General features: G+C 37.6%; 22 protein-coding genes and 4 tRNA genes. 17 read left to right on the top strand and 9 right to left on the bottom strand.

The genetic code is table 11. The features are described from left to right. Window positions 1–40: 40 nt before the first annotated feature. Window positions 41–1468, top strand: a complete 1428-nt coding sequence (locus J663_RS02425; RefSeq protein ID WP_081404563.1) for a M48 family metalloprotease — start codon at window positions 41–43, stop codon at window positions 1466–1468. 90 nt (window positions 1469–1558) lie between these two features. On the opposite strand, the gene J663_RS02420 is transcribed toward J663_RS02425, so the two are convergent. Then, the gene (locus J663_RS02420; protein WP_002115302.1) at window positions 1559–2005 is read right to left on the bottom strand and encodes a GatB/YqeY domain-containing protein; all 447 of its coding nucleotides are present in this window, start codon (window positions 2003–2005) and stop codon (window positions 1559–1561) included. Window positions 2006–2030: 25 nt separating this feature from the next. After that, the gene (rpsU, locus tag J663_RS02415) at window positions 2031–2246 is read right to left on the bottom strand and encodes a 30S ribosomal protein S21 (RefSeq protein ID WP_001136722.1); all 216 of its coding nucleotides are present in this window, start codon (window positions 2244–2246) and stop codon (window positions 2031–2033) included. Between the two features lie 145 nt (window positions 2247–2391). On the opposite strand from rpsU, the gene tsaD reads away from it, so the two are divergent. Beyond that, complete coding sequence (tsaD, locus tag J663_RS02410; RefSeq protein ID WP_033847577.1) at window positions 2392–3402, top strand: tRNA (adenosine(37)-N6)-threonylcarbamoyltransferase complex transferase subunit TsaD; 1011 nt, start codon at window positions 2392–2394, stop codon at window positions 3400–3402. 2 nt (window positions 3403–3404) lie between these two features. Here the strand turns inward: tsaD and J663_RS02405 are convergent, their stop codons facing one another. Both J663_RS02405 and J663_RS02400 read right to left on the bottom strand, forming a co-directional pair. Continuing rightward, a complete protein-coding gene (locus J663_RS02405; protein WP_033847574.1) occupies window positions 3405–4508 on the bottom strand; it encodes a DUF6670 family protein in 1104 nt (367 codons plus the stop codon). A gap of 103 nt (window positions 4509–4611) precedes the next feature. Next, on the bottom strand, window positions 4612–5493 hold the full coding sequence (locus J663_RS02400; RefSeq protein WP_002115248.1) for an ATP-binding protein: 882 nt from the start codon (window positions 5491–5493) through the stop codon (window positions 4612–4614). 177 nt (window positions 5494–5670) lie between these two features. Between J663_RS02400 and J663_RS02395 the strand changes: the two genes are divergently transcribed. The 8 genes from J663_RS02395 to J663_RS02360 all read left to right on the top strand — a co-directional run bounded on the left by J663_RS02395 (window position 5671) and on the right by J663_RS02360 (window position 9933). Next, complete coding sequence (locus J663_RS02395; protein ID WP_005073515.1) at window positions 5671–7179, top strand: DUF3336 domain-containing protein; 1509 nt, start codon at window positions 5671–5673, stop codon at window positions 7177–7179. After that, complete coding sequence (locus J663_RS02390; RefSeq protein ID WP_033847572.1) at window positions 7166–7981, top strand: protein kinase domain-containing protein; 816 nt, start codon at window positions 7166–7168, stop codon at window positions 7979–7981. The genes J663_RS02395 and J663_RS02390 overlap by 14 nt, the downstream gene beginning before the upstream one ends. Before the next feature lie 92 nt (window positions 7982–8073). Further along, window positions 8074–8158: transfer RNA gene (locus tag J663_RS02385), tRNA-Leu, on the top strand. Between the two features lie 55 nt (window positions 8159–8213). Then, window positions 8214–8287 (top strand) — tRNA-Trp (locus J663_RS02380). Window positions 8288–8314: 27 nt separating this feature from the next. Next, window positions 8315–8399, top strand: a tRNA-Leu gene (locus tag J663_RS02375). A gap of 66 nt (window positions 8400–8465) precedes the next feature. Next, window positions 8466–8539 (top strand) — tRNA-Trp (locus J663_RS02370). Window positions 8540–8975: 436 nt separating this feature from the next. Next, window positions 8976–9185 carry a cold-shock protein gene (locus tag J663_RS02365; RefSeq protein ID WP_002115279.1) on the top strand — a complete coding sequence of 70 codons (210 nt, stop codon included), beginning with the start codon at window positions 8976–8978 and terminating at the stop codon, window positions 9183–9185. Between the two features lie 277 nt (window positions 9186–9462). Then, complete coding sequence (locus J663_RS02360; RefSeq protein ID WP_005073517.1) at window positions 9463–9933, top strand: AnBLUF65 family BLUF photoreceptors; 471 nt, start codon at window positions 9463–9465, stop codon at window positions 9931–9933. Here J663_RS02360 and J663_RS19290 read toward each other — a convergent pair whose 3' ends face one another. Beyond that, window positions 9934–10257, bottom strand: a complete 324-nt coding sequence (locus J663_RS19290; protein WP_005073518.1) for a hypothetical protein — start codon at window positions 10255–10257, stop codon at window positions 9934–9936. It lies immediately after the preceding gene. Between the two features lie 706 nt (window positions 10258–10963). Next, a complete protein-coding gene (locus tag J663_RS02350) occupies window positions 10964–12115 on the bottom strand; it encodes an alpha/beta fold hydrolase (RefSeq protein ID WP_033847570.1) in 1152 nt (383 codons plus the stop codon). A gap of 432 nt (window positions 12116–12547) precedes the next feature. Here J663_RS02350 and gltS point away from each other — a divergent pair, with 432 nt between their 5' ends. Both gltS and J663_RS02340 read left to right on the top strand, forming a co-directional pair. Continuing rightward, the gene (gltS, locus tag J663_RS02345; RefSeq protein ID WP_033847568.1) at window positions 12548–13783 is read left to right on the top strand and encodes a sodium/glutamate symporter; all 1236 of its coding nucleotides are present in this window, start codon (window positions 12548–12550) and stop codon (window positions 13781–13783) included. Between the two features lie 194 nt (window positions 13784–13977). Continuing rightward, the gene (locus tag J663_RS02340; RefSeq protein ID WP_033847567.1) at window positions 13978–15810 is read left to right on the top strand and encodes a monovalent cation:proton antiporter-2 (CPA2) family protein; all 1833 of its coding nucleotides are present in this window, start codon (window positions 13978–13980) and stop codon (window positions 15808–15810) included. 149 nt (window positions 15811–15959) lie between these two features. Here J663_RS02340 and J663_RS19460 read toward each other — a convergent pair whose 3' ends face one another. Then, window positions 15960–16193, bottom strand: coding sequence for a hypothetical protein (locus tag J663_RS19460; RefSeq protein WP_016806139.1), 234 nt, complete (start codon window positions 16191–16193; stop codon window positions 15960–15962). A 975-nt stretch (window positions 16194–17168) separates the two neighbouring features. Between J663_RS19460 and J663_RS02330 the strand changes: the two genes are divergently transcribed. Next, window positions 17169–17723, top strand: a complete 555-nt coding sequence (locus tag J663_RS02330) for a TetR/AcrR family transcriptional regulator (protein WP_033847564.1) — start codon at window positions 17169–17171, stop codon at window positions 17721–17723. Window positions 17724–17800: 77 nt separating this feature from the next. On the opposite strand, the gene J663_RS02325 is transcribed toward J663_RS02330, so the two are convergent. Both J663_RS02325 and aspT read right to left on the bottom strand, forming a co-directional pair. Beyond that, window positions 17801–19399: a bifunctional aspartate transaminase/aspartate 4-decarboxylase gene (locus tag J663_RS02325; protein WP_033847562.1), complete on the bottom strand. Its 1599-nt coding sequence runs from the start codon at window positions 19397–19399 to the stop codon at window positions 17801–17803. Window positions 19400–19455: 56 nt separating this feature from the next. After that, a complete protein-coding gene (aspT, locus tag J663_RS02320) occupies window positions 19456–21141 on the bottom strand; it encodes an aspartate-alanine antiporter (protein WP_033847560.1) in 1686 nt (561 codons plus the stop codon). A gap of 1003 nt (window positions 21142–22144) precedes the next feature. Between aspT and J663_RS02315 the strand changes: the two genes are divergently transcribed. Genes J663_RS02315 through J663_RS02300 form a run of 4 tightly spaced genes read left to right on the top strand, consistent with a single transcriptional unit; the run spans window position 22145 to window position 25931 of the window. Continuing rightward, window positions 22145–22753, top strand: a complete 609-nt coding sequence (locus tag J663_RS02315) for a paraquat-inducible protein A (protein ID WP_033847559.1) — start codon at window positions 22145–22147, stop codon at window positions 22751–22753. Then, window positions 22750–23559: a paraquat-inducible protein A gene (locus J663_RS02310; protein ID WP_033847557.1), complete on the top strand. Its 810-nt coding sequence runs from the start codon at window positions 22750–22752 to the stop codon at window positions 23557–23559. The genes J663_RS02315 and J663_RS02310 overlap by 4 nt, the downstream gene beginning before the upstream one ends. 7 nt (window positions 23560–23566) lie before the next feature. After that, the gene (locus tag J663_RS02305; protein WP_032055556.1) at window positions 23567–25234 is read left to right on the top strand and encodes an intermembrane transport protein PqiB; all 1668 of its coding nucleotides are present in this window, start codon (window positions 23567–23569) and stop codon (window positions 25232–25234) included. Then, window positions 25224–25931 (top strand): PqiC family protein, encoded by a 708-nt coding sequence (locus J663_RS02300; RefSeq protein ID WP_005068387.1) that lies wholly within the window; start codon window positions 25224–25226, stop codon window positions 25929–25931. The genes J663_RS02305 and J663_RS02300 overlap by 11 nt, the downstream gene beginning before the upstream one ends. Window positions 25932–26010 lie beyond the last annotated feature (79 nt).

Here is a 26010-nt window from a genome sequence, read left to right as displayed (position 1 = left end):
TTGATGGTTTAATTTTACTAGAGAAAAACATTTGAGATTTTTGCCAATTATTTTAAGTACGGCTTTTATAACAAATGCTTCGTACGCGCAGCCTTTCGACCCTCAGCCTTCTGCAAATCAAGTAGAAATTCCAAATATTGGAAGTGGGATTGGTTTACTTGATCAACAAAAAGAAAAATTTATTGGCGAAAAAGTTTTTCGTGAAGTTCACAAACAAATGCCCGTTATTCAAGACGTCTGGCTAGAAGATCAATTTTTTCAGGTATTTTCGAGTATTTTAAGTGAAACTCAGCTTGGGCAGCCGATTGGTCTAGTCGTGATTAAAGATCCACAAATTAATGCTTTTGCTGTTCCAGGTGGCTTATTTGCGCTCAATACAGGGCTTATTGCCTCAGCACGAAATATTGATGAAATTGCTGGGGTTATGGCTCACGAAATTGCGCATGTATCGCAAAGACATTTTAGTCGCTCTGAAGAAGCTTTTAAAGGTCAAACATTGCTAAGTCTAGCAGGACTTTTAGCGGGGGTGGCTATAGCTGCGCAGGGTGGTGGCGATGCGGGTGCAGCAGTGATGCTTGGAACCCAAGCTGCACTCATGGATAAGCAATTAACATATAGTCGAAATCAAGAGCGTGAAGCAGACCGTATTGGTATGCAATATATGTATGCGGCGGGTTATAACCCTCAAAGTATGGCTGATTACTTTGAAACAATGCATAGGGCTACAAGTCGAGTGAGTTTTTTACCAGATTTCTGGTTGACTCATCCATTGACGACTGAGCGTATGAGCGAAGCGCGGCTGCGTGCAAACCAGATGCCGAGAGTTAAAAACCGTATATATGATGCTGATTTTGAGATTCTAAAATGGTACACCATGGTGGTTGCAAATCAGGCAACTGAAAACCAACTACAAAGTTTGGCCTCTCAAAAGAATATTGCTGGTCTGATTGCTTTAGCAGCATTTTACACAAGACAAGGTGATTATGCTCAAGCCCAGTCTACTTTAGATCAAGCGAAATCTAGTGGAAAGCCTCTAGTGGCATTATTGCAGACAGATATTTATCTTGGCCAAAATAAATTAGATCAAGCTTATACAACAATTGCTTCTATGCAGATGACGATGCCTGAAAATAAAGCTTTTAGTTATAAGTTAGCTGAGGTGCTGCTACGACAAGGTAAGTTTGCGCAAGTTCAAACCTTAGTTCAAAGATTTATTAATAAGAATCCAAGAGATATACAAGGCTGGCAATTTTTACAGCAAGCCGCTAATTTGGATAAGAATGGACCTTTAAGAGCGGTTAATGTTTTACGCTATCGAGCTGAAGCAGAATATTGGTCAGGTAGTGAGGAAAATGCAATTAAATCAATGTTGCATGCTCAGCGATTGGCAAAAGATAATCAAGGAATGTCGGCAAGAATAGACAGTCGTTTGAAACAAATGCAAGATGAGCGACGAATGAAAATTTAAGGTCTAGGATGACTTAGGAATTTTCACAGGCATAAATATATTTAAACTTACGAGAAAGTTTAATTTAAAGGTATATAAGAAGAGAGGGAATTAAGCTAATTTAGCTTTAATTTTTGCTGAAACTTGAGCAGGATCGGCACGCCCGGCTATGATCGGACGTAGAGAATTCATCACCTTACCCATATCTTTCATGCTAGTTGCTTCTTGAGCAGCAATCGTTTGCTCAATGATAGAATCAAGCTCTTCCTCAGTCATAGCTTCTGGTAGAAACTGAGAGATAATCTCAGCTTCGGCTTGTTCTTTACTAGCTAAATCATTACGACCAGCACCTTCAAAGGCTTTGATCGATTCTTTACGTTGTTTAATTTGCTTTTCAATGACCGCAAGAACCTGAGCGTCGTCAAGCTCTTTGCGCTCATCGACTTCGATTTGCTTAATTGCCGCTTGTAGACTACGCAAAACCGTCACTGTTGCCATATCTTTGGCACGCATAGAAGTTTTTAATGCATCAGTAATTTGGTTTTTTAAAGTAGTCATAATTCAGCAGTCAATCACAAATTAATTAGTAAAGGCGAGTAGTACGTACAGATTCGCGAGCCAATTTCTTTTGGTAGCGTTTAACTGCTGCAGCTTTTTTGCGCTTACGTTCTTGAGTTGGTTTTTCGTAGAATTCGCGTTTACGAACGTCAGCTAAAACACCAGCTTTTTCGCATGAACGTTTGAAACGACGGATAGCTACGTCAACTGGTTCGCCTTCTTTCAACTTAACTTGTGGCATGTAAAATCCTCTAGATTATGGATAAGATCAGGCACACCATTGCGCCGGATCACAAGTGAAGGTCAGTATTTTACTCATTTACAACTCATATCACAAGTCTATAATAGCGATTGCAATATTTTGACTCATATAAAAGGCAGTTTTGATGATTGTTTTAGGCTTGGAAACTTCTTGTGATGAAACAGGGTTGGCACTTTATGATAGCGAACTCGGCTTACGGGGACAGGTTCTTTATAGCCAGATTAAACTTCATGCTGAATATGGTGGCGTAGTACCTGAACTTGCTTCTCGTGACCATGTTCGTAAATTAATTCCTTTAATGAATCAATTGCTTGAACAAAGTGGTGTAATAAAACAAGAGATTGATGCGGTTGCTTACACGCGTGGTCCCGGCTTAATGGGAGCATTAATGACAGGTGCACTGTTTGGCAGAACTTTAGCTTTTTCTTTAAATAAGCCTGCAATTGGTGTTCATCATATGGAAGGTCATATGCTGGCCCCATTACTTTCAAGTCAACCACCTGAATTTCCGTTTGTAGCATTGTTAGTTTCAGGTGGGCATACACAATTGATGGCAGCCCACGCTATTGGTCAATATGAACTATTGGGTGAGTCTATTGATGATGCTGCGGGCGAAGCTTTTGATAAAGTTGCAAAAATGATGAGCTTGCCATATCCAGGTGGGCCAAATATTGCAAAACTTGCATTATCTGGTGATCCATTAGCATTTGAGTTTCCAAGACCTATGCTTCATCAAGGCTTGGATTTTTCTTTTAGTGGCTTAAAAACAGCTGTTTCTGTTCAATTGAAAAAATTGAATGGCGAAAATCGTGACGCTGATATTGCTGCTTCATTCCAAGAAGCAATTGTAGATACCTTGGTAAAAAAATCAGTGAAAGCTTTAAAGCAAACTGGACTTAAACGTTTAGTGATTGCAGGTGGAGTTAGCGCAAATTTAAGACTACGCGAGCAATTAGAAACTTCTTTGGCGAAAATTAAAGCGCAAGTTTATTATGCTGAGCCTGCTTTATGTACTGATAATGGGGCAATGATAGCTTTTGCTGGTTATCAGCGTTTAAAAGCAGGTCAGCATGATGGGTTAGCGGTAACGACCACACCAAGATGGCCAATGACTGAACTCACTATTCCTGAGTAAAATTATTCATCGTCAAAGGCCTGTTGGTTTTCGATATCAATGTATTCGATATAACCGCGGCCTTGTACTTCATTACCAAAATAATGACCTGTAAATATATAGCTACTCGCATAACCTCGCCCATGACCATAGCGGAATGGGCAGTCAATTTCTGCCTGAATGTTTAAGATAATTTGCTTTGCCTCATTTCTAGCGATCCAAGAAAAATATTTTGGAAGTCGCATTTTTTGCCCACTAGGTGAAACAAAGTCATCAACTTGATGCGAAATAATATCAAAGCTTACATCTGTATAAATTTCAGCTGGCTGGTCCAGATGTCGAATATGTAGGGTATATGCAGCTGTTTGTCCTGCAATATCGGCTTTGGTAAGAAGAAGTTGAGTGGTTTCATTTAAATTGATGATTTGATAAGTGAAAAAATCAAGTGGCAGTTTATATACATCAGGAATAAGTTTGTTTGTGATGGAGTGAGGACCAACTGCTCGAGCGTATTCGTAAGTGCAGAGTCCTTGGCTTTCAATGCGTTCTGCTTGATAGCTTAGAAAACCTTTAAACTTTGCCAATAAGCTAAAATGATCATAGATTGGTGTTTTTATAAACCATGAAACATGTGAAGTAATATCGATATCAAAGTCGAAATCAAATCCATCATAATGACCATTAATGTGAATTTGAGGGAATTTACCTTGAATTGAAATTTCTTGACCTAGTTCTATTAAGCTCCCATCTTTATTAATTTTTGTATCTTCGTGAATGACATAGGCCTTTAGTAAAGCTTGTTCCAGAGCAGCTGTGCTTGAAAAGAATGTAGCTGTTTTTCTAGGATTTCCAGTAATGATGTCATCATGGTCAAAAGCAAGTGCACCTGGTGTACCGATTAAAATCATAATATTTAAGTAACGATGCGGCTCTGGTAAAAGCGGGAAAAAGATACCGTAATGTGTCCAACTATAATATTTTTCGTCAACTCGTGGATGGATGGTATGAGCTTGAGTAAAAGGAAGAGTTGAATATTTTTTTGCTTGGTCTAAAACGCCTTGTGCAAGTAATAAACTTTTACCAAGCGCTTTACTGGCTGTAGAAATTTTTGGCAATTGTTTTTTCATATATAAACCTAAAGAAGGGCTATCTTTGTTTTAGGTTATGAAAAACAACTGCCAAAGCTAAGCGGTTTATAGGCCAAAGCTAAGGCTTTGCGGGACATTTTATTTAATTGTTAGACAAATCTTTTAATGCGTTTAAACCAATCCAATGCTTAGAAAACTGATAAGCCGCTCGACCAGAGCGCTGACCCCGCATCTGACACCAACGTAGACTTTCTGCACGAACTTCATCATTGAAAGGCATGTTTGCTTTATCAAGATAATGCTCAACGATTTCTAAATATAGGTTTTGATCCATTGGATAAAAAGATAGCCATAGACCAAACCGATCCGACAAAGAGATCTTTTCCTCAATCGCTTCTTGTGGATGTAGTTCAGTATATTGGGGAACATCGACCTTAGTTACAGGTGTATTTTCATGCATGAATTCTGGTAACAGGTGGCGACGGTTACTGGTTGCATAAATAATAAAATTACTTGAACCTGACTGTAATGAACCATCTAATACACTTTTTAGACTACGGTAATTTTCATCTTCCGCGTTAAAAGCCAAGTCATCACAATAGACGATATATTTTTCAGGACGATTTTGAATGAGTTTTTGAATTTTAGGTAAGTCTGATAAATCATCACGTTCAATTTCAATTAAACGTAATCCCTGAGGGGCATACTCAGTGAGTAAAGCACGAACAATAGATGATTTTCCTGTACCACGTGAGCCGGTTAACAGCACATCATTTGCTGGTAGGCCATTTAAGAATTGCAAAGTATTTTGAATAATTTTTTCTTTTTGACGCTCAATGCCTTTTAAGTCATCAAGATAAATATTTTTTGGCTTATAGATGGCATTAAGTTGCTGATTTTCCCATCTAAAAGCAGGTGCAGTAAAATCTGTTTCTTGTCGAGGCTCAGGCAAGACTTGCTGTAACTGATTTAATACAAGTGATAATGTTTGAACTAAATTGTCCGGTAAATCAATGGTAGCCATGGTAAGTCAATCATGTTAAACAGTGTTTGATAGGATACTAACACCGAAATTAACAGGCTGACAAAAAACTTATTGCCTATACACTTTATCGGTTTTGCAATTGATTGAAATGTTCAGACCGAGCATAGTGTTGTGATGTCTATTCAGTAAAATCATCTGTGAAGATGAGGACGAAATATGTTTGAAAAAATACGAAGTGATATGAATCCACATCAGGCTTACCGTATCAAAAAATTACAACGTCAATTAGACATGGCTGAATCTTATGAAGAATGGAAGTCTTTTGCATTAAAACTAGATGAAGAAACAGGTGTGCAAGAGTGGAAGTTTGATAATAGTTCACCTTACTTTGATGCCGAACTCATTTCTTATCGATACACTTTGCTCAAAAGATATCGTCAGCAACATCGCACATTAGACCTCATCTATTTACTTAAAGAGGGTCTAACTTACGATATTGCAAATATTGGTCATCCAATGCTTTTTGCCGCAACACATGTCGGTACAAAAAAGTTAATTGAAGACTATATTGAAGAAGTTAGCCAAAGCTTGGCTTATATCGCTTCAAGTGAATGCATTACGTTTCAAAGAAAAGAAAAAATAGAATTTTTTGAAAACTGTGAAAAGGCGTATGGACAACCTGCACTTATGTTTTCGGGTGGGGCGACTTTAGGACTTTTTCATACGGGAGTATGTAAGGCTTTAATTGAACAAGACTTAATGCCTAAAGTGCTCTCTGGCTCAAGTGCAGGGGCAATTATGACAGGTATGCTTGGAACCTCTGCTAGTGAAGATATCCAAAACTTATTAAATGGTGAGCAATTTTTTAGTGATGCTTTTCATTTTAGGAAATTCCGTGAACTTATTAAAGGCAATGGTGGAATTGCCGATGTTCAATATTTGAAAAAATTCCTCATTGAGAATTTAGGTGATCTTACGTTTGAAGAGGCTTTCAAAAAATCTGGTTTAAACATTAATGTGGCAGTAGCGCCATATGATGCAACAGAAAACCCAAGAATTATGAATGCCATTATGACGCCGAATGTTTTGGTTTGGAGTGCTGTATTGGCTTCATGTGCCGTGCCAATTTTATTCCCACCGGTACGTTTAACCAGTAAACGTTATGACGGTGAACATACACCTTATATGGCAAATACAAAGTGGGTGGATGGAAGTGTAAGAAGCGATTTCCCGCAAGAAAGAATGGCGCGGCTTTATAATTTAAACTACACGATTGCGAGTCAGGTTAACCCACATATTGTTCCATTTATGCAAAATGATGCGGATCGCTTCCGTAAAGACGTTTTAAGTTGGCCTGAAAGAATTTTAAGACGCCAAGGTAAAGTACTATCAATGGGCATTATGGACTTTACGCGTCAACGACTTGGTTCTATATCTCCAGTTAGAAGATTGTTAGATCATGGATATGGCGTAATGGGACAGCGTTATTATGGTGATGTAAATATCATTGCTAAATATAGCCTAAGTCACTATACCTACACTTTGCAAAACCCGCGTCCGCATCTGTTTAAGCGTTTGCAAAGAGAAGGGGAACGTGCAACTTGGCCAAAAATTTCTTCAATTGAAACCCATGCTCGTATTGGTAAGACAATTCAGCATTGTTTAGAAGTTTTGCGCTTTGAAGAAAAGAAACAACAGCCTGAGTCTTACTATGCTGAGGCATGATTTTGCTTCGCATATAGAAAACTTAACATGTGTAACAAAGCCAACAAGTGCAGCGTTAGGGCGGTGTTTATGGACATGTACCATAGATACCGAAAATTACTGGTTAAAATATCATTTGCCTGAAACCCATGCTCAAAGTGAGCAAGATTTCATGCATGAGCAATTATTTTACGAAGAAATTCACTTTAAAAAACCTGCATGGCTTTTACCTCATAAATTAATTGAGGTCAGTTTAATCCCTCAGCTAGGCCATTCTTTGGGTAAGGTTTTAATTTTACCTGATAGTGAAGTGTGGTTCAGTTCATTGGTTCATGAAAGTGATTTAACTGATGTATACCGTAAGATTTGGTTCGCAATAAATAAGCTTGCAGAACTTCATGAACTTGGCTGGATTCATGGAGACGTTAAGGCAGAGCATTTTAGAAAGTTTCAGCAAAAGCCTTATTTAATTGATTTTGAGAAAACGAGACCAATCTCAAGTTGCGATACAGTCATGGATGCAACACCTCGTTATATGGCTCCTGAGCTATTTCGAGGAGAGCATAAGGGAATACAAAGTGATTTATATGCTTTTGGCATCATTTTATATGAATGGTTGACTCAAACTCGCTTAGAAGCAAGTAGTTATCGTGATTGGGCAGTCTTACACTGTCAAAATTTAACCATTCAATTACCCACGCAGTTTTTGATTTTTTTACCCTTACTTGTAGGTTTATTACAAAAACAGCAGCAAAATCGGTTTTCAAATGCTGATGAAGCAATAAATTGCTTAAAACAGATTCAAATTGATAAAAATCATTGATCTAGTATCTGTATACAATTTACACGGTTAGTTTTTTTTAGAAAAAAAACACTTGTCACTGTCAGATCTTATCGCTAATATACACAGCCATCGGGGGCGTGGCGAAATTGGTAGACGCACTGGATTTAGGTTCCAGCGCCGCAAGGTGTAAGAGTTCGAGTCTCTTCGCCCCCACCACTTTAAGTTAATAACTTAAAGTTTGATGTAGATGTTAAGTCATCTAGATCTTGGAAGAGGATTGGTGTAATGGTAGCATGACGGTCTCCAAAACCGTTCGTCAAGGTTCGAGTCCTTGATCCTCTGCCACATTTATTTTAAATAAATGTCCCAGATGGGGGCGTGGCGAAATTGGTAGACGCACTGGATTTAGGTTCCAGCGCCGCAAGGTGTAAGAGTTCGAGTCTCTTCGCCCCCACCATTAAAAAAGCAAGATTATGATCTTGCTTTTTTTGTGATTAAATCTTGAGTGTTTAATCATGAATATAGAGGATTGGTGTAATGGTAGCATGACGGTCTCCAAAACCGTTCGTCAAGGTTCGAGTCCTTGATCCTCTGCCATAAAATAAGGCTCCTAATCAGGAGTTTTTTTATTATCTATATTTTTAAAAATAACTTTTCATTCGTGCTCAAGCAATTTTCTAAATAGACATTTTTATAACTGTTGCTTTTCAATGTTTTTATCACATCATAGATTGTTTTTTAATTAAGCAATATACTGAATTTCTTAATCTTTTTATTAAGCTATTGTTTTATATTTATTTAACTTAAGTTTTGGAAATTATTTATATAAAAGCCTTGAATACAATTTTATTTCATGTATGATGCTGTTAACTAGAAAAAAGACTTGTTAGTAAATCTTCTTTTAAGTATCGTAGTTTTAGTCATAATCCTTCGTTTTTTAAGATATTAAGCTCAATTTGTTATTCTTTTTTCAAAGTTATGATAGGGTCATTATTTAATGATTCTAAAATATTAGAAATCAGTAGGATATATCATGTCTAATACAGTAAGTGGTACAGTAAAGTGGTTTAACGAAACTAAAGGTTTTGGTTTCATTCAACAAGACAACGGTCCAGATGTGTTCGCTCACTTCAAAGAAATCGCAGGTTCTGGTTTCAAAACTTTGCATGAAGGTCAACGCGTAACATTTACCGTTACTCAAGGGCAAAAAGGCCCAAATGCTGTAAATATTATTCCACAATAATATAACAGCAAGTAAAAAAAGCACTTTTTAGTGCTTTTTTTATTTTAGCTTTTAAAGCAATTTATTGTTCTTTTAGAGCATTAGAAGCCCTCAATAGGAGGGCTTTTTATTTTCTTGTGAATATAAATCATTAGTTATTAAGCTCTTATAGTTAATAATCAAACATATTTTTAATATAAACTTTAGAATATGTGTGAAATATAAATTATTAGTAATAGAGATATGGTAGATTAAAAAATCTTTAAATAAAGAAATTTTATATTTCACGGAATTGCTAATGAACGTTCGCCTGTGTTATGCCAGTCAACGGAACGAAAAAAATGAAGACTTGTTGCAAGATTTACGTGATATTTTGACAGAAGCACGAGATTTCAATGATTTGAATCAGATCTGTGGGGTGCTCTATTATGCCGATAATGCTTTCTTTCAATGCTTGGAAGGTGAGCGAGAGGTGGTTGAGCGATTATTTGAAAAAATTACAAATGATGAAAGACACCACAATGTTAAATGGTTGTGTACATATTCCATTGAACAAAACTCGTTTCAACGATGGTCAATGAAATATGTACAACGTAATACAAATATCGAATCTTTCTTTCTAAAAATGGGAGAAAGTACTTTTAATCCTATTCGTCTTGATGAGCAAAACTTAAAAGCTTTCATCAATGAATTAGTCATTGCCGAACAAACTAAAATTAACACAGTTAAGAAAGTGGGTATGGTGAATCGTGGGGTGAAACCGTTTTAGCTATTTGGCTATCACGCCAATATGGATGGTCTTGAGTTTAGGTAATATTTTAGTCATGACTAAATATACAATAACTGAACTTGCGAGCATCCATATCACTTCTAAGCTTTGACTAATGACAAACATAGCCCAATAAAAAAAGCTAAATAGGGCGAGACAGAGTCCACTACCTTTAAAATACCAAGTAATAAATATTCCAAACAGTGCAGAAGAGAGAAGAAGATTAATCGTCTCGTTCATTCCTATGTAATTAAAGAAAATAATCAGTAAGCATAAAGCTAACATTGATAGTAAATATACAAATATATTTTTTGCAATAAACATTTTCTATACCCTATCTGATGATTAAAAAAGTATCTTTCCTCTGTTTCCAGAGGAAAGATAGTACATATTAATTTTTGAGATTCTTTTTCTATTATTAAGAGTTTTTATATTAATAAAGATGACTTTATCATTTTCTCCAGATCTCTTTATTAATATTCAGCTTTCTATTTAATAGTAAAGAGTGCTTATATGTACTGAAATTAATTATAAGAAAAACAATCAGTTGAGTTGTAAGCTTTGGCTTACATAATTGTGAGAGATTGCCTACATTTGTACAAATAATGATCAAATTTTACAAAATTAAATTTATAAAAATAATTGTTTAACAGTAACTTAAGTAAATATATTGTTTAGATGAGCTTTACATAAATAACAAAAAGTAACATCAACTTTAAGAGGTTCTTTTCTTAAAATTTATAAATATTAATAAGAAAAAATTGATCTATTTAAAAAATTTTAACATTTGATAAAATATTGTTTTATTAAGTTGTATTTCTAATAAATAAAATTTATGTGTTGAAGGATTTTAATGTGATTAATAGTGAGGAAATTATATTTATATTTTTGAGTTATCTAGTAATGAGCTGCTTTTGAATTATGAGAAAAAACTACTGTAATATAAATGAAACTAGAATATCAGACTTATAAAATTTGAATTATGGCCAGCATAGAACTGACTACACTGGCTTTACTGCTTTTAAATTAATTATTCTGAACGAGTAGCTAACCAAGTACTCACTTCGGGCCAGACCGTAGTGGGTGCTTGACTACCAGAAACTACGCCCATATGACCACCGGGTACCACCTTAAATGTTTTGTCTTGGCTACTAATTAAATCCATGAGTGGTTTAACAGCATCAGCTGTAACAATGATATCTGTGTTACCACCGATAGCTAACACAGAACATTGAATGTCTTTTAGATAGGCGGTAAGTTCACCAAATTTAACTACACCTTTAGACAGTTCATTATCAATCCAGAAACGCAGGATAATGTCACGCATGACACCGCCCGGATATGCCAGCATATTATCGATAAATGAACTTGAGGTTGCATGATCGACAATAAATTCTCGGTTATCTAAATTTTTAAAAAGTTCCCAATATGTTTTCAAATTTCCAATCGGGTCAGTTAATTTAAAGCCAAGCGTGTTTTGCCAGCCATGAATATGAAATGCTTCACTTGGTACATGATGGCGAATACGAAAGGGCGTATGTTTACGAACCCACTCGGCAGGTTTGGTGAGGCTACCGTAGAGTTTCCCCATATAACCCGCTTTGTGTGTGTCGATAGGTGAAGCAAGAATAATTAGATTTTTAATATCTTTATCTTTAAACAATGCGGTATAGCAGAGTGAAAGTGCGCCGCCTAAACTCCAGCCATGTAAAGAAAGCTGTTGCTGACCGCTGTGCAAGCGAACTTGCTTTAACATCTCTGGCATGAAAACTTTAATATAAGTACCGAAGTTATATTTTGCTTGGTGTCGGGTTGGTACGCCCCAGTCAATTAAGTAAACATCAAACCCTTGGGCCAAAAAGAAACGTACAAAACTGCGAGTAGGGAACAAATCGTAAATGAGCATGTTCACTGCTAGCGGTGGAACAATAACTAAAGGTACGCGGTGTTTAGGAGTAGAGGTATCAGTCTCATTTTTATAATGGCGTAAGGTAATGATTTCATGCTTATGAATCACTTCAAAAGGTGTTTTTCCTGACAAAGCTATTTGAGGGCCTCGGAAAAATAGATCTGATGCATTGATCAGCATGTGAGGTATTTTTTGACCAGCACGTGTCTGAAGAGATTTTTTAATAGATTGTAGCTGTGGAACGTTCTGACGAACTTTAAGCAATAAACTCATTGAATATAAAACCTATAAAGATGTTGCCCAGAACAGTAAAGAGCTGGTCTTTGAAGGATATTAAAGTGAATGATGGAGAAGTTCAGTGACCCAAAAGACAGGATTTTTCTTTAAATGTATCAAGTAGAGCTTAGCTTAGCCCAACATACTCTTACTTAAAAAATCGGTAATAAGATTGAGGCAACCAGATGTCTTGATTTCATCGCTTGAGCATTTAAATGTTTAAAAAATTAATTATCAAAGCAATATAGAAATTTAAGAGAGGATACATTGTGATTTTTTACTAAATACTCAAAATAAAAAATTGATTTATATGATTATTATTAAATAAAGATGGTTTTTGTAAAGTTTGTTTGTGTTTTATTTAAATAATAAAAAATAAAATATAATTATTTTACAATCCATTAGGAATGTAATCAGAAAGTAGTATATATGGAATTTGTTTTTAATGGTTTTTATACACTAATTTCGGCGGTTATCGTCTTATTGTTGGGCCGCTTTCTTGTTAATCGTATTGATTTTTTAAAACGTTATAATATCCCTGAACCTGTAGCTGGTGGTTTGGTTGCTGCTGTAGTTTCTTTACTTGTCCACACTTTGTGGGGGTATAGCATTGTTTTTAGTAGCGAATTACAAACCAGCTTTATGCTCGTGTTCTTTGCTTCAATTGGTTTAAGTGCCAATTTTATGAAGCTTAAAGAAGGTGGTACTGCTTTAATCATCTTCTTAATTTGTGTAGCCTCATTTATTGTTGTGCAAAATGCTGTTGGTATGAGTCTTGCGACATTATTAGGTCTTGACCCACTTATTGGTTTGATTGCTGGTTCAATTACCTTAACAGGTGGTCATGGTACAGCTGGCGCATGGGGTGAAATTTTAGAAAGTCAGCATGGTATTCAGGGGGCTTTAGCATTAGGTATGGCGAGTGCTACTTTTGGTTTGATTATTGGTGGTGTGATTGGTGGGCCGTTAGCGAAATTGCTTATCAATCGTTACAGTCTTGCTCAACCAAAAACCAATGCTGAAATCCAAAATCGCGACACACATCTTGAGCAAAATTCAGATGATTTAGCTCCGTTTGAAAATCCGCATCAAGTCCGTTTAATTACTGCCGATAATGCAATTACTACACTGGGTATGTTTGCAGCATGTTTAGCGTTTGCTGAATTTATGACTGGCTTTAGTAAGGGAACGTGGTTTGAGTTACCAACTTTCGTTTGGGCACTCGGTGGCGGTGTAATCTTAAGAAACATTTTAGAAAGCGTATTGAAAATTGATATTTTCGACCGTGCGATTGATGTATTTGGTAACGCGTCTTTGTCGCTTTATTTAGCAATGGCATTGCTTTCATTAAAGCTTTGGCAGCTTGCCGACTTAGCTGGTCCGCTTGTGGTTATTTTAGGTGCCCAAACACTGACTATGGCTTTATACGCAGCATTTGTGACGTTCCGCGTCATGGGTAAAAATTACGATGCGGCAGTATTGGCAGCAGGCCATTGTGGTTTCGGTATGGGTGCAACTCCAACCGCCGTTGCAAATATGCAGGCTATTACCAATATGTATGGTCCATCACATAAGGCCTTTTTGATTGTTCCGCTTTGTGGCGCATTCTTTGTCGACTTAATTAATGCGACTGTCATTCAGCTCATGTTGAAATTTATTGCCTAATATAAAAAAAGCCCGTTAGGGCTTTTTTTATGGGTGTTTATCCATGAGTATTTGATTCGTATCTCTAGACTCAATTTTTATCTTCGAATCATTTAAACCATTTTATTTTTAGGATGCTTTTTCTCAAAACTAATAATCGCCCTTAAACCTAGTTTCACATAGAATAAATTGCAGATAAATAAAATGAGAAATGTATGAGCTCAGAAGCACATTCAATTAGCTTGGTTGCCCCTGTGGTTTTATTGGCGGCGGCTGTCATTGCAGTCCCTATTTTTAAACGTATTGGTTTAGGCTCAGTACTTGGTTATTTAATTGCAGGTCTGATTATTGGCCCATTCGGTTTTGCTTTTTTTCAAGATTCTGCCGCAATTTTGCATATTGCCGAGTTAGGAATTGTGATGTACCTCTTTGTGATTGGTTTGGAAATGCAGCCGTCACATTTGTGGAGTCTTAGACGCGAGATTTTTGGCCTTGGTACGCTACAGATTATTATTTGCGCGCTGGCTTTGACTGGCGTTGGGCTGTTATTTGGCTTTACATGGCAAGTTGCTTTTATTGGTGCCGCAGGGTTTGTATTAACCTCGACTGCAATTGTAATGCAGTTATTGGGTGATCGGGGTGATTTGACTCAGCCACGTGGGCAAAAGATTGTAGCCATCTTACTATTTGAAGATTTACTCATTGTGCCATTGCTGGCTATTGTTGCTTTTATGGCACCGAATCATGTGGTCGAAAGCACATCGGTACGTCTAGATATAGGGATTGGTTTGCTCGCAATTGCAGGGCTTATTGCGGCAGGGTATTGGTTACTAAACCCATTATTTAGACTGTTGGCCGCTGCCAAGGCCCGAGAGGTCATGACGGCTGCGGCTTTACTGGTTGTGTTGGGTGCGGCGTTACTCATGCAAGTCAGTGGTTTGACTATGGCGATGGGTGCTTTCTTGGCGGGCGTGCTTTTATCTGAATCAACCTTTAGACATCAAATTGAAGCGGATATTGAACCGTTCCGTGGAATCTTGCTGGGCCTCTTTTTCCTTGGGGTCGGTATGTCATTGGACTTATCGGTAGTTGCTCAAAATTGGCAACTGATTGTGAGTGGCGTAATTGCTCTGATGCTTGCCAAAGCGCTCATGATTTATATAGTCGCCCGAGTAACGAAAAGCTCTCATACTGAAGCATTAGACCGCGCTTTACTTATGGCTCAAGGTGGAGAGTTTGCCTTTGTACTATTCTCGGCTGCGCTAAGTGCACAAGTTATTGATAGTACCGTTAAATCTAACTTAACTGCCATTGTTGTGCTTTCAATGGTGTTGACCCCAATTGTCGGTATTATTTTCAAACGTTTTACTCAAGCAAAAACGAAGGTTTCATTAGAAAATATCAATATTGCTGAGGGTTTAAGCGGTAGCGTTTTAATGATTGGATTTGGACGTTTTGGACAGGTCACTAGTCAATTATTGTTAGCAAGAGGTGTCGATGTCACCATTATTGATAATAATACCGACATGATTCGAAACGCCGAAAAATTTGGTTTTAAAATTTATTATGGCGATGGTTGCCGTCTAGATATTCTGCATGCGTCTGGCGCCGCAACAGCACAAGCGATTGTGGTGTGTGTAGATAGCAAGGAAACGACCAATAGAATTGTAGAACTCGTGACCCATGAATTTCCTTTGGCAAAACTATTAGTCCGTTCATATGACCGTGAGCATTCACTACATTTAGTCAAACAAAAAGTGGACTTTATGATTCGTGAAACATTTGAATCTGCAATTAAGTTTGGCGGCGTGATTTTGCAAGAACTTGGTGTGGATGAAGACGAGGTAGAAAGAATTACCGAGGAAATTCGAGATTTGGATAATGAGCGTTTTGAAACTGAAATCGCGGCAGATGACGTCAATGCGGGAGTAGGTATGCAATATACACATACTCATCACCCAAGACCGACAGCACCATTGATTCGACCAAAACAAGAAGGGCGGATTTTAAATAAAGAAGATACCTCAGATAATGAAAGTCTGGATTAGTATAAAAAATATCTGTAAAAGCTTTGTTTAGCAGAGCTTTTACGGAATGACTATAAATGCTCTACGGCTGTGCCTTTGACTGGATTGTTATATAAATAAAATCGCAAATAGGAGAGTTGAAGAACTTTTTATTTTGAACTCTTAAAAATTTACTCAAGTTCCAACTGATTATCATCTTTTGTAATTTTAATTTTTAACTTCTTATATTTTCGCTTATTTGGATCTAGGGCTGAATTCATCACTTCATCTGCAAAAGGCGGGCACTGCATCAATTTTGCATAAGCCCTATAGCCGATGCGTATTCGAGTAGGCGGGCAATCGGTTCTTTTTGAGTAGTATTCAATGAGTGAGTTCAGTTCTTGTAATAAAGTTTGCTGTTCCATCATACATACTTAACAATTAGATGACTTAAGCATAATAGACTTGGCCGTTTAGCGGAATATGCCTTTAAAATGTACAGCTCTGTAAATTGTGATTTAGTTCTCTAAAACACATATTTTATGTATGAAGTTTGTTTAGGAGAGATTTTGGATGTTTTTTTAATCGAAATGTCATAAAGAAAGGCTAATTTAGACTCATAACAAAAATGATGAAGATTGTCGCGAACAATAAAATCAAAAGCAATTTTCACAGACGTGGTCGTGAGGTAATTAGGGCTAATTCGAAAGAGTTGGCTTTTTTGTTTTAATTAATTTTTATCTAAAATGATAGATTTAGTTGAAATGTTTAGCTTCTTTAAAGTTGAACTTGGTTATTATTAAGATTCAATATCTAATTGAATGAAAAACAATAATTATTTAACTATTTTCTATTCAACCTTACATTGACACTCTAAACCTTGCCGATTATCCTTTGCCTGCTGACCTACATTGTCAGCCGGCTTTGACAGGCTGATTTAGACCGCATCAGAATTATTCCTTCTGAGGAATAGTTTTGTGTGTAAGCTTCTCGTCTCCTCCCGTTGCGGTAGGACGGGAGAGGGACACCTTCGGGTGTGCTGGCGTCTAACCAGTCTGTCAACCTTCTCTCGTTCTGCCACCATAATTATTTGACAGTAATTCGGTAGAACTTCTTTAGACATGAGGAGTCCTCTATGCGTACTAATTCTTTTTCTTTATTGGCCTTTGCCAAATTCTCTCTATTCATACCGCTTAAACAGTCTTTAAAACGGTTTAACCGACTTTAGGTTTCTACACTTTAAGAATCGTTACGACTAAAACATAGCAACAATAAACCAGAGATAGGCGAGCACACCATTATTGTGCAGCTTTCGCATGCCTGTATTTAGCACTCATTTTAAGAGTGACGGCATTTCTATCTCTTCTATTTACAACAAAAAATTATTTTAAGCAGTAAACATGAAAAATTTAGAAGTTTCATTTAGAGCTACGCGAGCGCTTTACACAGCAGCAGATTTATTTAAACAATACGGCTTCAACAAAGTCGGGGTGGACCGAATTGTTAGTGAGACTAAAATTTCTAAAGCCACTTTTTACAACTACTTTCACTCCAAAGAAAGATTAATTGAAATGTGTTTGTTGGTTCAAAAAGAGCACTTAAAAGAAAAAGTGAGGGCGGTAAGTGAATCTCGTCAATATCCAGATTTGTCTATTAAGCTCAGACAAATTTACCTTTTACATGCGGACTTAAAAGGGGCGTATTACCTGTTGTTTAAAGCGATTTTTGAAATTAAACAGCTTTATCCAAACGCTTATCAAACCGCAATTCGCTATAGGCGATGGCTTAAAAATGAAATTTTCTGGGTTCTGCGAGAATCTAAAAAAAGAGCCACATATGAAGAGTCTGATATTTTTGTATTTATGATTGATGGTGCGATTTTTGGTCTTTTAGGTTCAAGCCAAAATGAAGAACCTGATCAGTTGCTAGATTACTTTTTAAAGATAAATGCTTAAATTGAAAAACTGAAATAGCAAATTAAAGAACAGAAAGAAAAAAGTGAGGCTGCTAGAGCCTCACTGTATATAGGTGTTTATTTGCCTTTTTTAGTTTTTAAATACTCTGCATAAGCTTCATCCGCAAAGCGTCTTAGAGAATCACCAATTGCAGCATATTGGTATTCATTCAGGTTAGCTAAAGATGCACGGGCAGAAGGGTGCTGCACACCGAAGCCAGAACCCGGTAATAAAACTACACCTGTTTCATCGGCAACTCTAAACAATAGCTCGGTCGGATTTTTATTTTTCATGACCCAATCAGCAAACTCATCTCCATAGAGAGTCCTTGATGTGTTTTCAAGGTTGACTAGCGTGTAATAATCAACAGCATTTGGATCTGTTGGAACCTCGACACCAAGCTGTCTATAAAGTGCTGCGTCGCGTTCACGAACAACAGATTTAACTGCTTTTTTATAGCTTTGGCGTGAGTCCATCATATTAAACAAGGCAAATAAAACCATTTGAACTTGCTGTGGGGTAGATAGACCAGCGGTATGGTTCAAAGCAACATTTCGGCTGTCGGCAACTAAGCGGTCAATAAATTTAATACTTGCTGGGTCAGTGGTTAAAGATGAATAGCGCTCTTCAAGCTCTTTCTTCTCTTGTTTTGATAGATTTGCAATTTGTTTATCAAGCACGTTGTTATTTGAAAGTGCAATGACACCCAGTCGCCAACCAGTCGCACCAAAGTATTTAGAGAACGAGTAAACTAAAATTGTATTGTCAGGACAGATCGCAAATAGTGATTTGAAATTATCGGCAAATGTACCGTAAACGTCATCTGTCAAAATGATCAGATCAGGGCGTTTTTTAACGATATCAGCCAAAATTGCAAGTCCTTCATCGCTCATTTTTACCGATGGCGGGTTACTTGGGTTGACTAAAAAGAAAGCTTTAATAGACGGATCTTCTAACTTTCTAAGCTCCGACTCTGGATATTGCCAATCGAGTTTAGGGTCTGCCGCAATTAATACTTCTTCGAGTTGATAATCATTGAGCTTTGGAATCTCAAGATATGGCGTGAAAATAGGACTACCAATGGCAATACGGTCACCATTTTTTATAATTTTATTTTCTTTTAATGAGTTAAAAATATAGGCCATTGCGGCTGTTCCGCCTTCGACCGCAAACAAATCTAAGTCTCTTTTTTGCATGCCTTGTACGCCCATTTCTCTTAAGACGTACTCTTTAATAATCGTTTCACTCACTCTGAGCATTCGGTCTGGTACTGGATAGTTACACCCTAAAATCCCTTCAACCATTTCAAGTAAAAAAAGATCTGGATCTAAGCCTAACTGGTCGCGTACATAAGACACGGCTTTACCTAAAAAGACCACACCGGGTTTGTCACGGTTTTCCAAAATGAAGTTATCAAACCGTGACTGGAGTCCAACGGGACGCGGGAAGCCACCTAAACCTTCCGGCATATATGAAAACGAGAACTCGGATTCGGTCGCAGAAAACAAACCCAGTTGAAAGAATGCTCTACGTGGGATAGTCGCAAGAAAGTTCGGATTACCACGCCCAGCATTTAACATCATTCGGTCAGTTCTGCTTTGAGCTAATTCTATTAAATTATCTTTAAGTTCAAATGGGCTGAGTTTTGCGTATTTAGAATAATCGACTTTCCCCATGGGACGTCTCCTTAATTATAGTGAGATGAATAAAATTTCTAATTCAATGTATAAAATCAGGCCAAGCCTACAATCAGTGGTCCGAGTAAGGTTAAGAACACATTTGCTAGGGCATAGGTAATTGCAAATGGAACGGTCGGAATCGAGTTTCCTGCTTTGTCTAAAATTGCACCAAATGCAGGGTTTGCACTGCGTGACCCGGATAGCGCCCCTGCCATTACTGCAACGTTGTCATAACGCAGAACATAACGAGCAAAGAGCATGGAAAGTAGGAGGGGAACCAGTGTTACCACAACTCCAATCATAAAGAGTGAAAGACCACTTTCTTTAATGGTTTGAATAGCTTGCAAACCAGATTGTAAGCCGACGGCAGCAACGAAGCCCGCAAGTCCCAAATCTTTAAGAAGCTGTGAAGCCGCTAAAGGCATATTGCCATGCACCTGATTTCTGCTTCGAATCCAACCAAACAGAAGACCTGATAGTAAAGCACCACCACCAGCACCAAGAGTTAATGGCACATCACCCAAACGAATCACAAATAGACCAATCACCAAACCAACCACAAGGCCAGCACCATGAAAAATCCAGTCCGTTTTTAAGCTTTCAGGTAGGGCTTTACCTGCTTCTTTCACCAAACGGTCGAGGTCACTTTTTGTACCGTATACGGTGACCACATCGCCTTGTCGTAAAACGGTGTCATCACTTAAAGGTTGTGTCTCTTCGTTACGCTTAATTGCAAGTACATAAATACCGTGCTTTAAATACGCAGGCGTATTGGCCTTAATGTCTCCTAAGGTGCGGTTGAGATATTTGGAATTTCTTAGGATGACATCGCTGGTATCCATAATCATTTCCATACCTTGCGATGACTGTAATTCGCTACCGATTTGCTCGGCAACTGAAACTACATTGGCACGGCGACCAACCAGTAAAATGACATCGTCTGTTTGTAAAGTTAGCTCGGGAGCGACATCAATAAACTGATCTTTACGTTTTAACCGTTCAATCGTAATACTCGGCTCTTTTGCTTCAATTTCCGCAATAGTTTGCCCATTGGCTTGTTTAACTTTATAAATACGGCCAACAATTTCGGGCATTGCCAGTTCTTGGCCTGGGGCTAATTCAAAAGCACCTTTGAGCCGTTCACTCTGAGCTTTTAAAGCATCGTCGTGAATTTCTTTACCCATAAATTTAGGCAAGATATTCACACAGACAATAATTGCTCCCAATGAACCGAAAATATAAGTGACCGCATAGCCAATCGCGACATTTGCTTGAAGTCTTTGAATTTCTGCGAGTGGGAGATCGAGTCTAGAAATTGCATCTCCCGCAGTCCCAATAATCGCTGATTGAGTCATGCCGCCCGCAGCGAGACCCGCAGCCAAGCCTTTATCGAGATGAAAAATTTTAGCCATCACTAAAACAGTGACTAAACCACACACTGCCATAAATACTGCTAATAAAATTTCTTTTATGGACTGTGGACCCAGTGATTTAAAAAACTGAGGGCCACTTTCAAAGCCTACTGCGTAAATGAAGAGAGCAAATAAAATTGCTTTAACACCGTTATCGACAGGTACGCCAATAAGGCTTAAAACAACTGCGACGAGTAAGGAGCCTGCGACTCCACCAAATTGAAATTTTCCAAACTGGAATTGTCCAATCCAGAAGCCTATTGCGAGTGATAAGAACAATAATATTTCGGGGCTGTGCTTTAAAACACCTTGTAACCATTCAATCATTTTGATCTCACTTTTATTATTAGCTCTATCTTTAATATATAAATTTATTTATTTTTCATTTTTAAAATACAATATGAAAATTACTTAAGCAAACCTTTAAGTTTGGTGGTTTTCTTAAGTTTAATTATAAGAATTAATAAGTTTAAAATGCTTGTGATCTAAGGTTTGGTGGTAATTCTGAGTGTTTAAATCAACTATTAATTTTTTAATCATAGATAAAATTTATTTACAATAATATAAAGAATATTTTATGAAATTAAAGCGTATTGCTTATATCTAATTTTGAAAACAAATTTTTAGTTTATTGATATTTAAGTGATTAATTTTTAATTGTTAGGCTGGTCTTAATTTTTATATAAATTAAAAAACAATCTACTTAAAATTAATTTTTTGATAATTATGTCGCATAAATTAATTTTTAATATATTTAAATTTATCTTTATAATGACATTTATTTTTAAAGAAAAATATAAGATTTGAAATTGCCGTTCTTGAATGGAATGTATATTTGAATGTGAAAGTAATTAATTTTTTTATATTTTAATTAAAATTATCATATTAAAAAGAGAGGGTTATGGGTATTAAAAAAACTTTAGAACTACTTTATGACCACTCATATTTTTAAGTAAATCTCTGTCCGCCTCTATAACCAACACGCTATTCTTTTGTACTGTTTTCCCAATGACTCACATGCCGTACTGTTCAGAAATGCTAAATTTTTGATGGTTTCGTGCTGTCGCATGCCGATCTAAGATATGTTGGTCATAAAACTGTACTATCTCAGCTTAAGCCTTTGACTTTTAGGTTCTATTTTAATTTGACCACAGAATTTGTACAGATTATCCAGAAGTTTCAATAATATATTGAACAGTACATGGTAATTTTCATCTCAAAATTTATGATGACTTGGATAGTTTTTCGATTGATTTATATTTTAATTTACCTTAGTAATAAAAAGAGTTTTGTGTGACGCAGTTAAAACTATAAATCTCAGAGTATAACTATGAAGCTTAAAGAATTAGCAGGTTGTGAGGAATGCGATACTGTCTATCGTAGAACCCCGCTTGCTTATGGAAAAAGAGCTTATTGCGTATGTTGCGGCGCTGAACTCTATCGGCACACCAAACCTTTTTCGACATTATTGGCTTTAATCTTAACAGCATTAATTGTATTTATTCTTGCCAATAGCTTTCCTATCGTAAAAATTGAATTGCAGGGCAACATCTCTGAAACCACCTTACTGGGTGCGGTCTGGGTGATGTTTCATTATGATCGGGCTTTTGTTGGCATTCTTATTTTAATCACCACTTTTATTGTGCCACTTTCCTATCTTTTATTACTTTCCTATGTGTTGGGCACAGTAAGCGTATTAAAGAAAAGACCCACATTTTTAGTGTTTGCCTTACGTACACTTTATTTTATGAGAGTGTGGGGAATGGTTGAGGTGTTCTTAATCGGGATCTTGGTCACGCTTGTGAAGTTAATAGGAATGGTGTTGGTGATTCCCGAGATTGCGTTATGGGCATTTGCGATCTTAAGTGTATTGTTGGTTTATATTACTTCCATAAAGGTGAGTGATATATGGAACGAAATTGATAGGTCACTGCCATGAAAACGATAAAAAATGTGACCCAAATACAAAGCTCGCAGCAAGGGTCAATGCTTAAGCAATACCCAAGAGCCAAAGATCTCTCATTAATTGTGTGTCACTGTTGTGGGGTTGTAAATTCTGCTCAAAATGACAAGAGACGACTCAACCAAAGCCATCAGGTATTACGTTGTATTCGTTGTAATAGCGTGCTGCATTCACGTAAACCAGCGAGTTTAAATCGAACTTTTGCTTTAGTGGTGGCTGCGACCATTCTCTATATTCCCGCCAATGTACTTCCAATGACGGTGACTGACTCACTGTTGGGTAGCCAGCAAGATACCATCATGAGTGGGGTCATTTACTTTTGGCAAAGTGGAGACTATCTGGTTTCAGCGGTCATTTTCATGGCCAGTATTTTTATTCCCATGCTAAAGCTACTGATTTTGTATTTTTTATTGGTGGCGGTATATCTGCAACAATCGTCAGCTTGGAAGTTTTTACCTGAGCAATGCGTTAAATTATATCGAGTTGTCGAGTTTATCGGCCGTTGGTCAATGATTGATGTATTTGTGGTGGCACTCTTAACAGCGCTCATTCAGATTCAGTCGCTTGCTACGATTTTAGCAGGGCCGGGTTCGATCGCTTTTGGTGCAGTTGTAGTGCTAACCATGTTTGCATCTTTAAGTTTTGACCCACGACTTATTTGGGATAACTTCTACGCATCTCAAAATACAAATAAGCCTTCTTCCTTTGCCTCAAACAAAACCAAGATTATTCAGGCTGAACACCCGCCGTTGAATAATGATTCCATTAATCCCAGTCAATAAAAGAACAATGAGTATGTCTGAAAATGAAATAACCCCTGGTAACTCAGATCGTCGTGATCCAGATGTTGAACTGGATAGCATGAATGATTTGCCAGAACCCCAAGAAAAGAAAAGTCGATGGAAGCCTCTTTTAATTTGGCTCATTCCATTGATTGCTCTTTTAATCGCGCTTTCATTAGCGATAAAAGCGCTCTTGTCTCACGGCCCTACAATTGACGTGTCTTTTAGAACGGCTGAGGGATTGGTCGCAGGTAAAACAACGGTCCGTTATAAACAGGTGGATATTGGTGTCGTACGCCAGATTGATCTTTCAGAAGACCGTTCACACGTGATTGCCAGAATTGATTTGCGCAAAGATGCCAGTAACTTTGCCGCAAAAGATTCACGCTTTTGGGTCGTGCGACCACGTATTGGGACGAGTGGGGTTTCAGGAATAGACACATTATTGTCAGGTTCATATATTGAAGTGGATGGCGGCAAGTCAGAAGAGAAAAAGCTTGAATTTACTGGCTTAGAAATACCGCCAGTGATTACTTCCGATGTGCCGGGTAAAGAATTTTTCTTAAATGCAGATGACTTGGGGTCTTTAGATGTCGGTTCCCCAATTTATTATCGTCGAATTAATGTGGGGCAAATTACAGCCTATAAGTTATCTGATGATGGTAAAACTGTAGAGCTGCAAACTTTTATCCGTGCACCATATGACAAGTTTGTCACCACCGATGCACGTTTTTGGCAGGCGAGTGGTATTGATGTGAGCTTGAATGCTTCAGGATTTAGTTTAGATACTCAATCGCTGGCAAGTATTGTCGCGGGCGGTATTGCTTTTGGAATTCCTGAAAGCTCGCGTGCTACTACAGCGGCAAATCATAGTCGCTTTAATCTGTGGGACTCGAAATCTGAGGCATTAAAAGAACCTGACGGGCAACCTCGTGGTGTGATTATGTACTTTGATCATTCATTACGTGGACTGTCTGTTGGCGCGCCAATTGATTTCATGGGCATTGAAATTGGTAATGTTAAATCGATTAATGCAGAGTTTTATAACAACTATAAGCAGATTCGTATGCGTGTTGAGGCGGTCATCTATCCGTCACGCGTTGAGAATGGACAGGCACTCAATCCAAACAGCAATATTTTCAAAGATTTTGTTGAACATGGTTGGCGTGCTCAAATGAGAACAGGCAACCTTCTCACGGGTCAAAACTATATTGCCCTAGATAAGTTCCCTAAAGCTAAACCAGCCACATTACAAATTTTGAGTGATGATCGTGTGGTGATTCCAACTACACCAACTGAACTGAGTGGCTTACAAGCACAAGTTTCTCAGATTGCTGATAAGTTAACTAAATTCCCGTTAGTTGAGATTGGGCAAGATGTACGTAAAACGCTCAACAATATGAACACAGCCATTGAGTCTACCGATAAATTGGTTAAACAGTTAGATGGAAAAGTTGCACCTGGTTTACAAGCAACCTTAGACGATGTTCGTAAAACTGTAAGATCGTCAGAGTCTATTTTGTCGAGCGATGCGCCGTTACAACAAGACGTACGTAAAGCATTGCAGCAAATGACACGTGCAGCTGCTTCATTACAGTTAATGGCAGACTATATTGAGCAACATCCTGAATCAATTATTCGTGGTAAAACACCAGAGACCGATGATGAAAAATAAAAACACTCTATCTTTTCAACATCCTAAAGCAGCCAAATGGCTGCTTGGGAGCGGCCTGTTTTTAACGGCTGTTGCCATGACGGCATGTTCGAGTTCGCCAACGCCAAATTATTATACGATGTCCCCTAAAATTACTGCGGCTACAAAATCAACTGTGCAGGTGATTGAGGTATTACCCGTCGGGATTCCAGACCGATTGGACCGTGCGCCTTTGGTACTCCAAGACAGTAGTGGTAAGTCTACGGTGTTAAACAATGAACGCTGGACATCGACCATGGGTACGCAATTACGCGATACCTTGTCAGCGGGTTTACAGCAAAAATTAGGGGCAATTGACAGTTATAGTAGTGGGCTAGCTGGAAACAATCAGCCTTTATATCGAGTTTCTACAGACTTTTCTCATTTTGATATTGTAGATAAAAGCTATATTAATATTGCAGTGTCTTGGGTGGTGAAGCGTCAAATACCGCCCACTCAATTAGAGTCAAATAATGCAAAAGTCATCACGAATGCAGGATCTCAGCTCAATTGTCGAATTGCTTTTAGGCAACCGATTGATCAGAAAGCTAAAAAGATGGAAGGTATTGTGAATGCTTCAAGTGAAGCAATGACTCAAATCATTAATACGGTTTCTTCTTCAATTGTGGCGCTAGATTCAAACAAAAAATCGGTTATTAGCAATGGTGTCTGTTCTTAATATTAAATCTATACACGTTTTATCCGGTTAAATGCCGGATAAAATTTGATAATTCCATCCGGTTTTGAGTTCTTTAGTT

This window comes from Acinetobacter sp. 826659, from assembly GCF_000588515.1.
Lineage (GTDB): Bacteria > Pseudomonadota > Gammaproteobacteria > Pseudomonadales > Moraxellaceae > Acinetobacter > Acinetobacter pittii.
This window is presented reverse-complemented; position numbering and strand designations above follow the sequence as displayed.

Coding starts and splice junctions, on each gene's coding strand:
- J663_RS02420 (WP_002115302.1), bottom strand. CDS start 2,005: ATGACTACTTTAAAAAACCAAATTACTGATGCATTAAAAACTTCTATG.
- rpsU (WP_001136722.1), bottom strand. CDS start 2,246: ATGCCACAAGTTAAGTTGAAAGAAGGCGAACCAGTTGACGTAGCTATC.
- tsaD (WP_033847577.1), top strand. CDS start 2,392: ATGATTGTTTTAGGCTTGGAAACTTCTTGTGATGAAACAGGGTTGGCA.
- J663_RS02405 (WP_033847574.1), bottom strand. CDS start 4,508: ATGAAAAAACAATTGCCAAAAATTTCTACAGCCAGTAAAGCGCTTGGT.
- J663_RS02400 (WP_002115248.1), bottom strand. CDS start 5,493: ATGGCTACCATTGATTTACCGGACAATTTAGTTCAAACATTATCACTT.
- J663_RS02395 (WP_005073515.1), top strand. CDS start 5,671: ATGTTTGAAAAAATACGAAGTGATATGAATCCACATCAGGCTTACCGT.
- J663_RS02390 (WP_033847572.1), top strand. CDS start 7,166: ATGCTGAGGCATGATTTTGCTTCGCATATAGAAAACTTAACATGTGTA.
- J663_RS02365 (WP_002115279.1), top strand. CDS start 8,976: ATGTCTAATACAGTAAGTGGTACAGTAAAGTGGTTTAACGAAACTAAA.
- J663_RS02360 (WP_005073517.1), top strand. CDS start 9,463: ATGAACGTTCGCCTGTGTTATGCCAGTCAACGGAACGAAAAAAATGAA.
- J663_RS19290 (WP_005073518.1), bottom strand. CDS start 10,257: ATGTTTATTGCAAAAAATATATTTGTATATTTACTATCAATGTTAGCT.
- J663_RS02350 (WP_033847570.1), bottom strand. CDS start 12,115: ATGAGTTTATTGCTTAAAGTTCGTCAGAACGTTCCACAGCTACAATCT.
- gltS (WP_033847568.1), top strand. CDS start 12,548: ATGGAATTTGTTTTTAATGGTTTTTATACACTAATTTCGGCGGTTATC.
- J663_RS02340 (WP_033847567.1), top strand. CDS start 13,978: ATGAGCTCAGAAGCACATTCAATTAGCTTGGTTGCCCCTGTGGTTTTA.
- J663_RS19460 (WP_016806139.1), bottom strand. CDS start 16,193: ATGGAACAGCAAACTTTATTACAAGAACTGAACTCACTCATTGAATAC.
- J663_RS02330 (WP_033847564.1), top strand. CDS start 17,169: ATGAAAAATTTAGAAGTTTCATTTAGAGCTACGCGAGCGCTTTACACA.
- J663_RS02325 (WP_033847562.1), bottom strand. CDS start 19,399: ATGGGGAAAGTCGATTATTCTAAATACGCAAAACTCAGCCCATTTGAA.
- aspT (WP_033847560.1), bottom strand. CDS start 21,141: ATGATTGAATGGTTACAAGGTGTTTTAAAGCACAGCCCCGAAATATTA.
- J663_RS02315 (WP_033847559.1), top strand. CDS start 22,145: ATGAAGCTTAAAGAATTAGCAGGTTGTGAGGAATGCGATACTGTCTAT.
- J663_RS02310 (WP_033847557.1), top strand. CDS start 22,750: ATGAAAACGATAAAAAATGTGACCCAAATACAAAGCTCGCAGCAAGGG.
- J663_RS02305 (WP_032055556.1), top strand. CDS start 23,567: ATGAGTATGTCTGAAAATGAAATAACCCCTGGTAACTCAGATCGTCGT.
- J663_RS02300 (WP_005068387.1), top strand. CDS start 25,224: ATGAAAAATAAAAACACTCTATCTTTTCAACATCCTAAAGCAGCCAAA.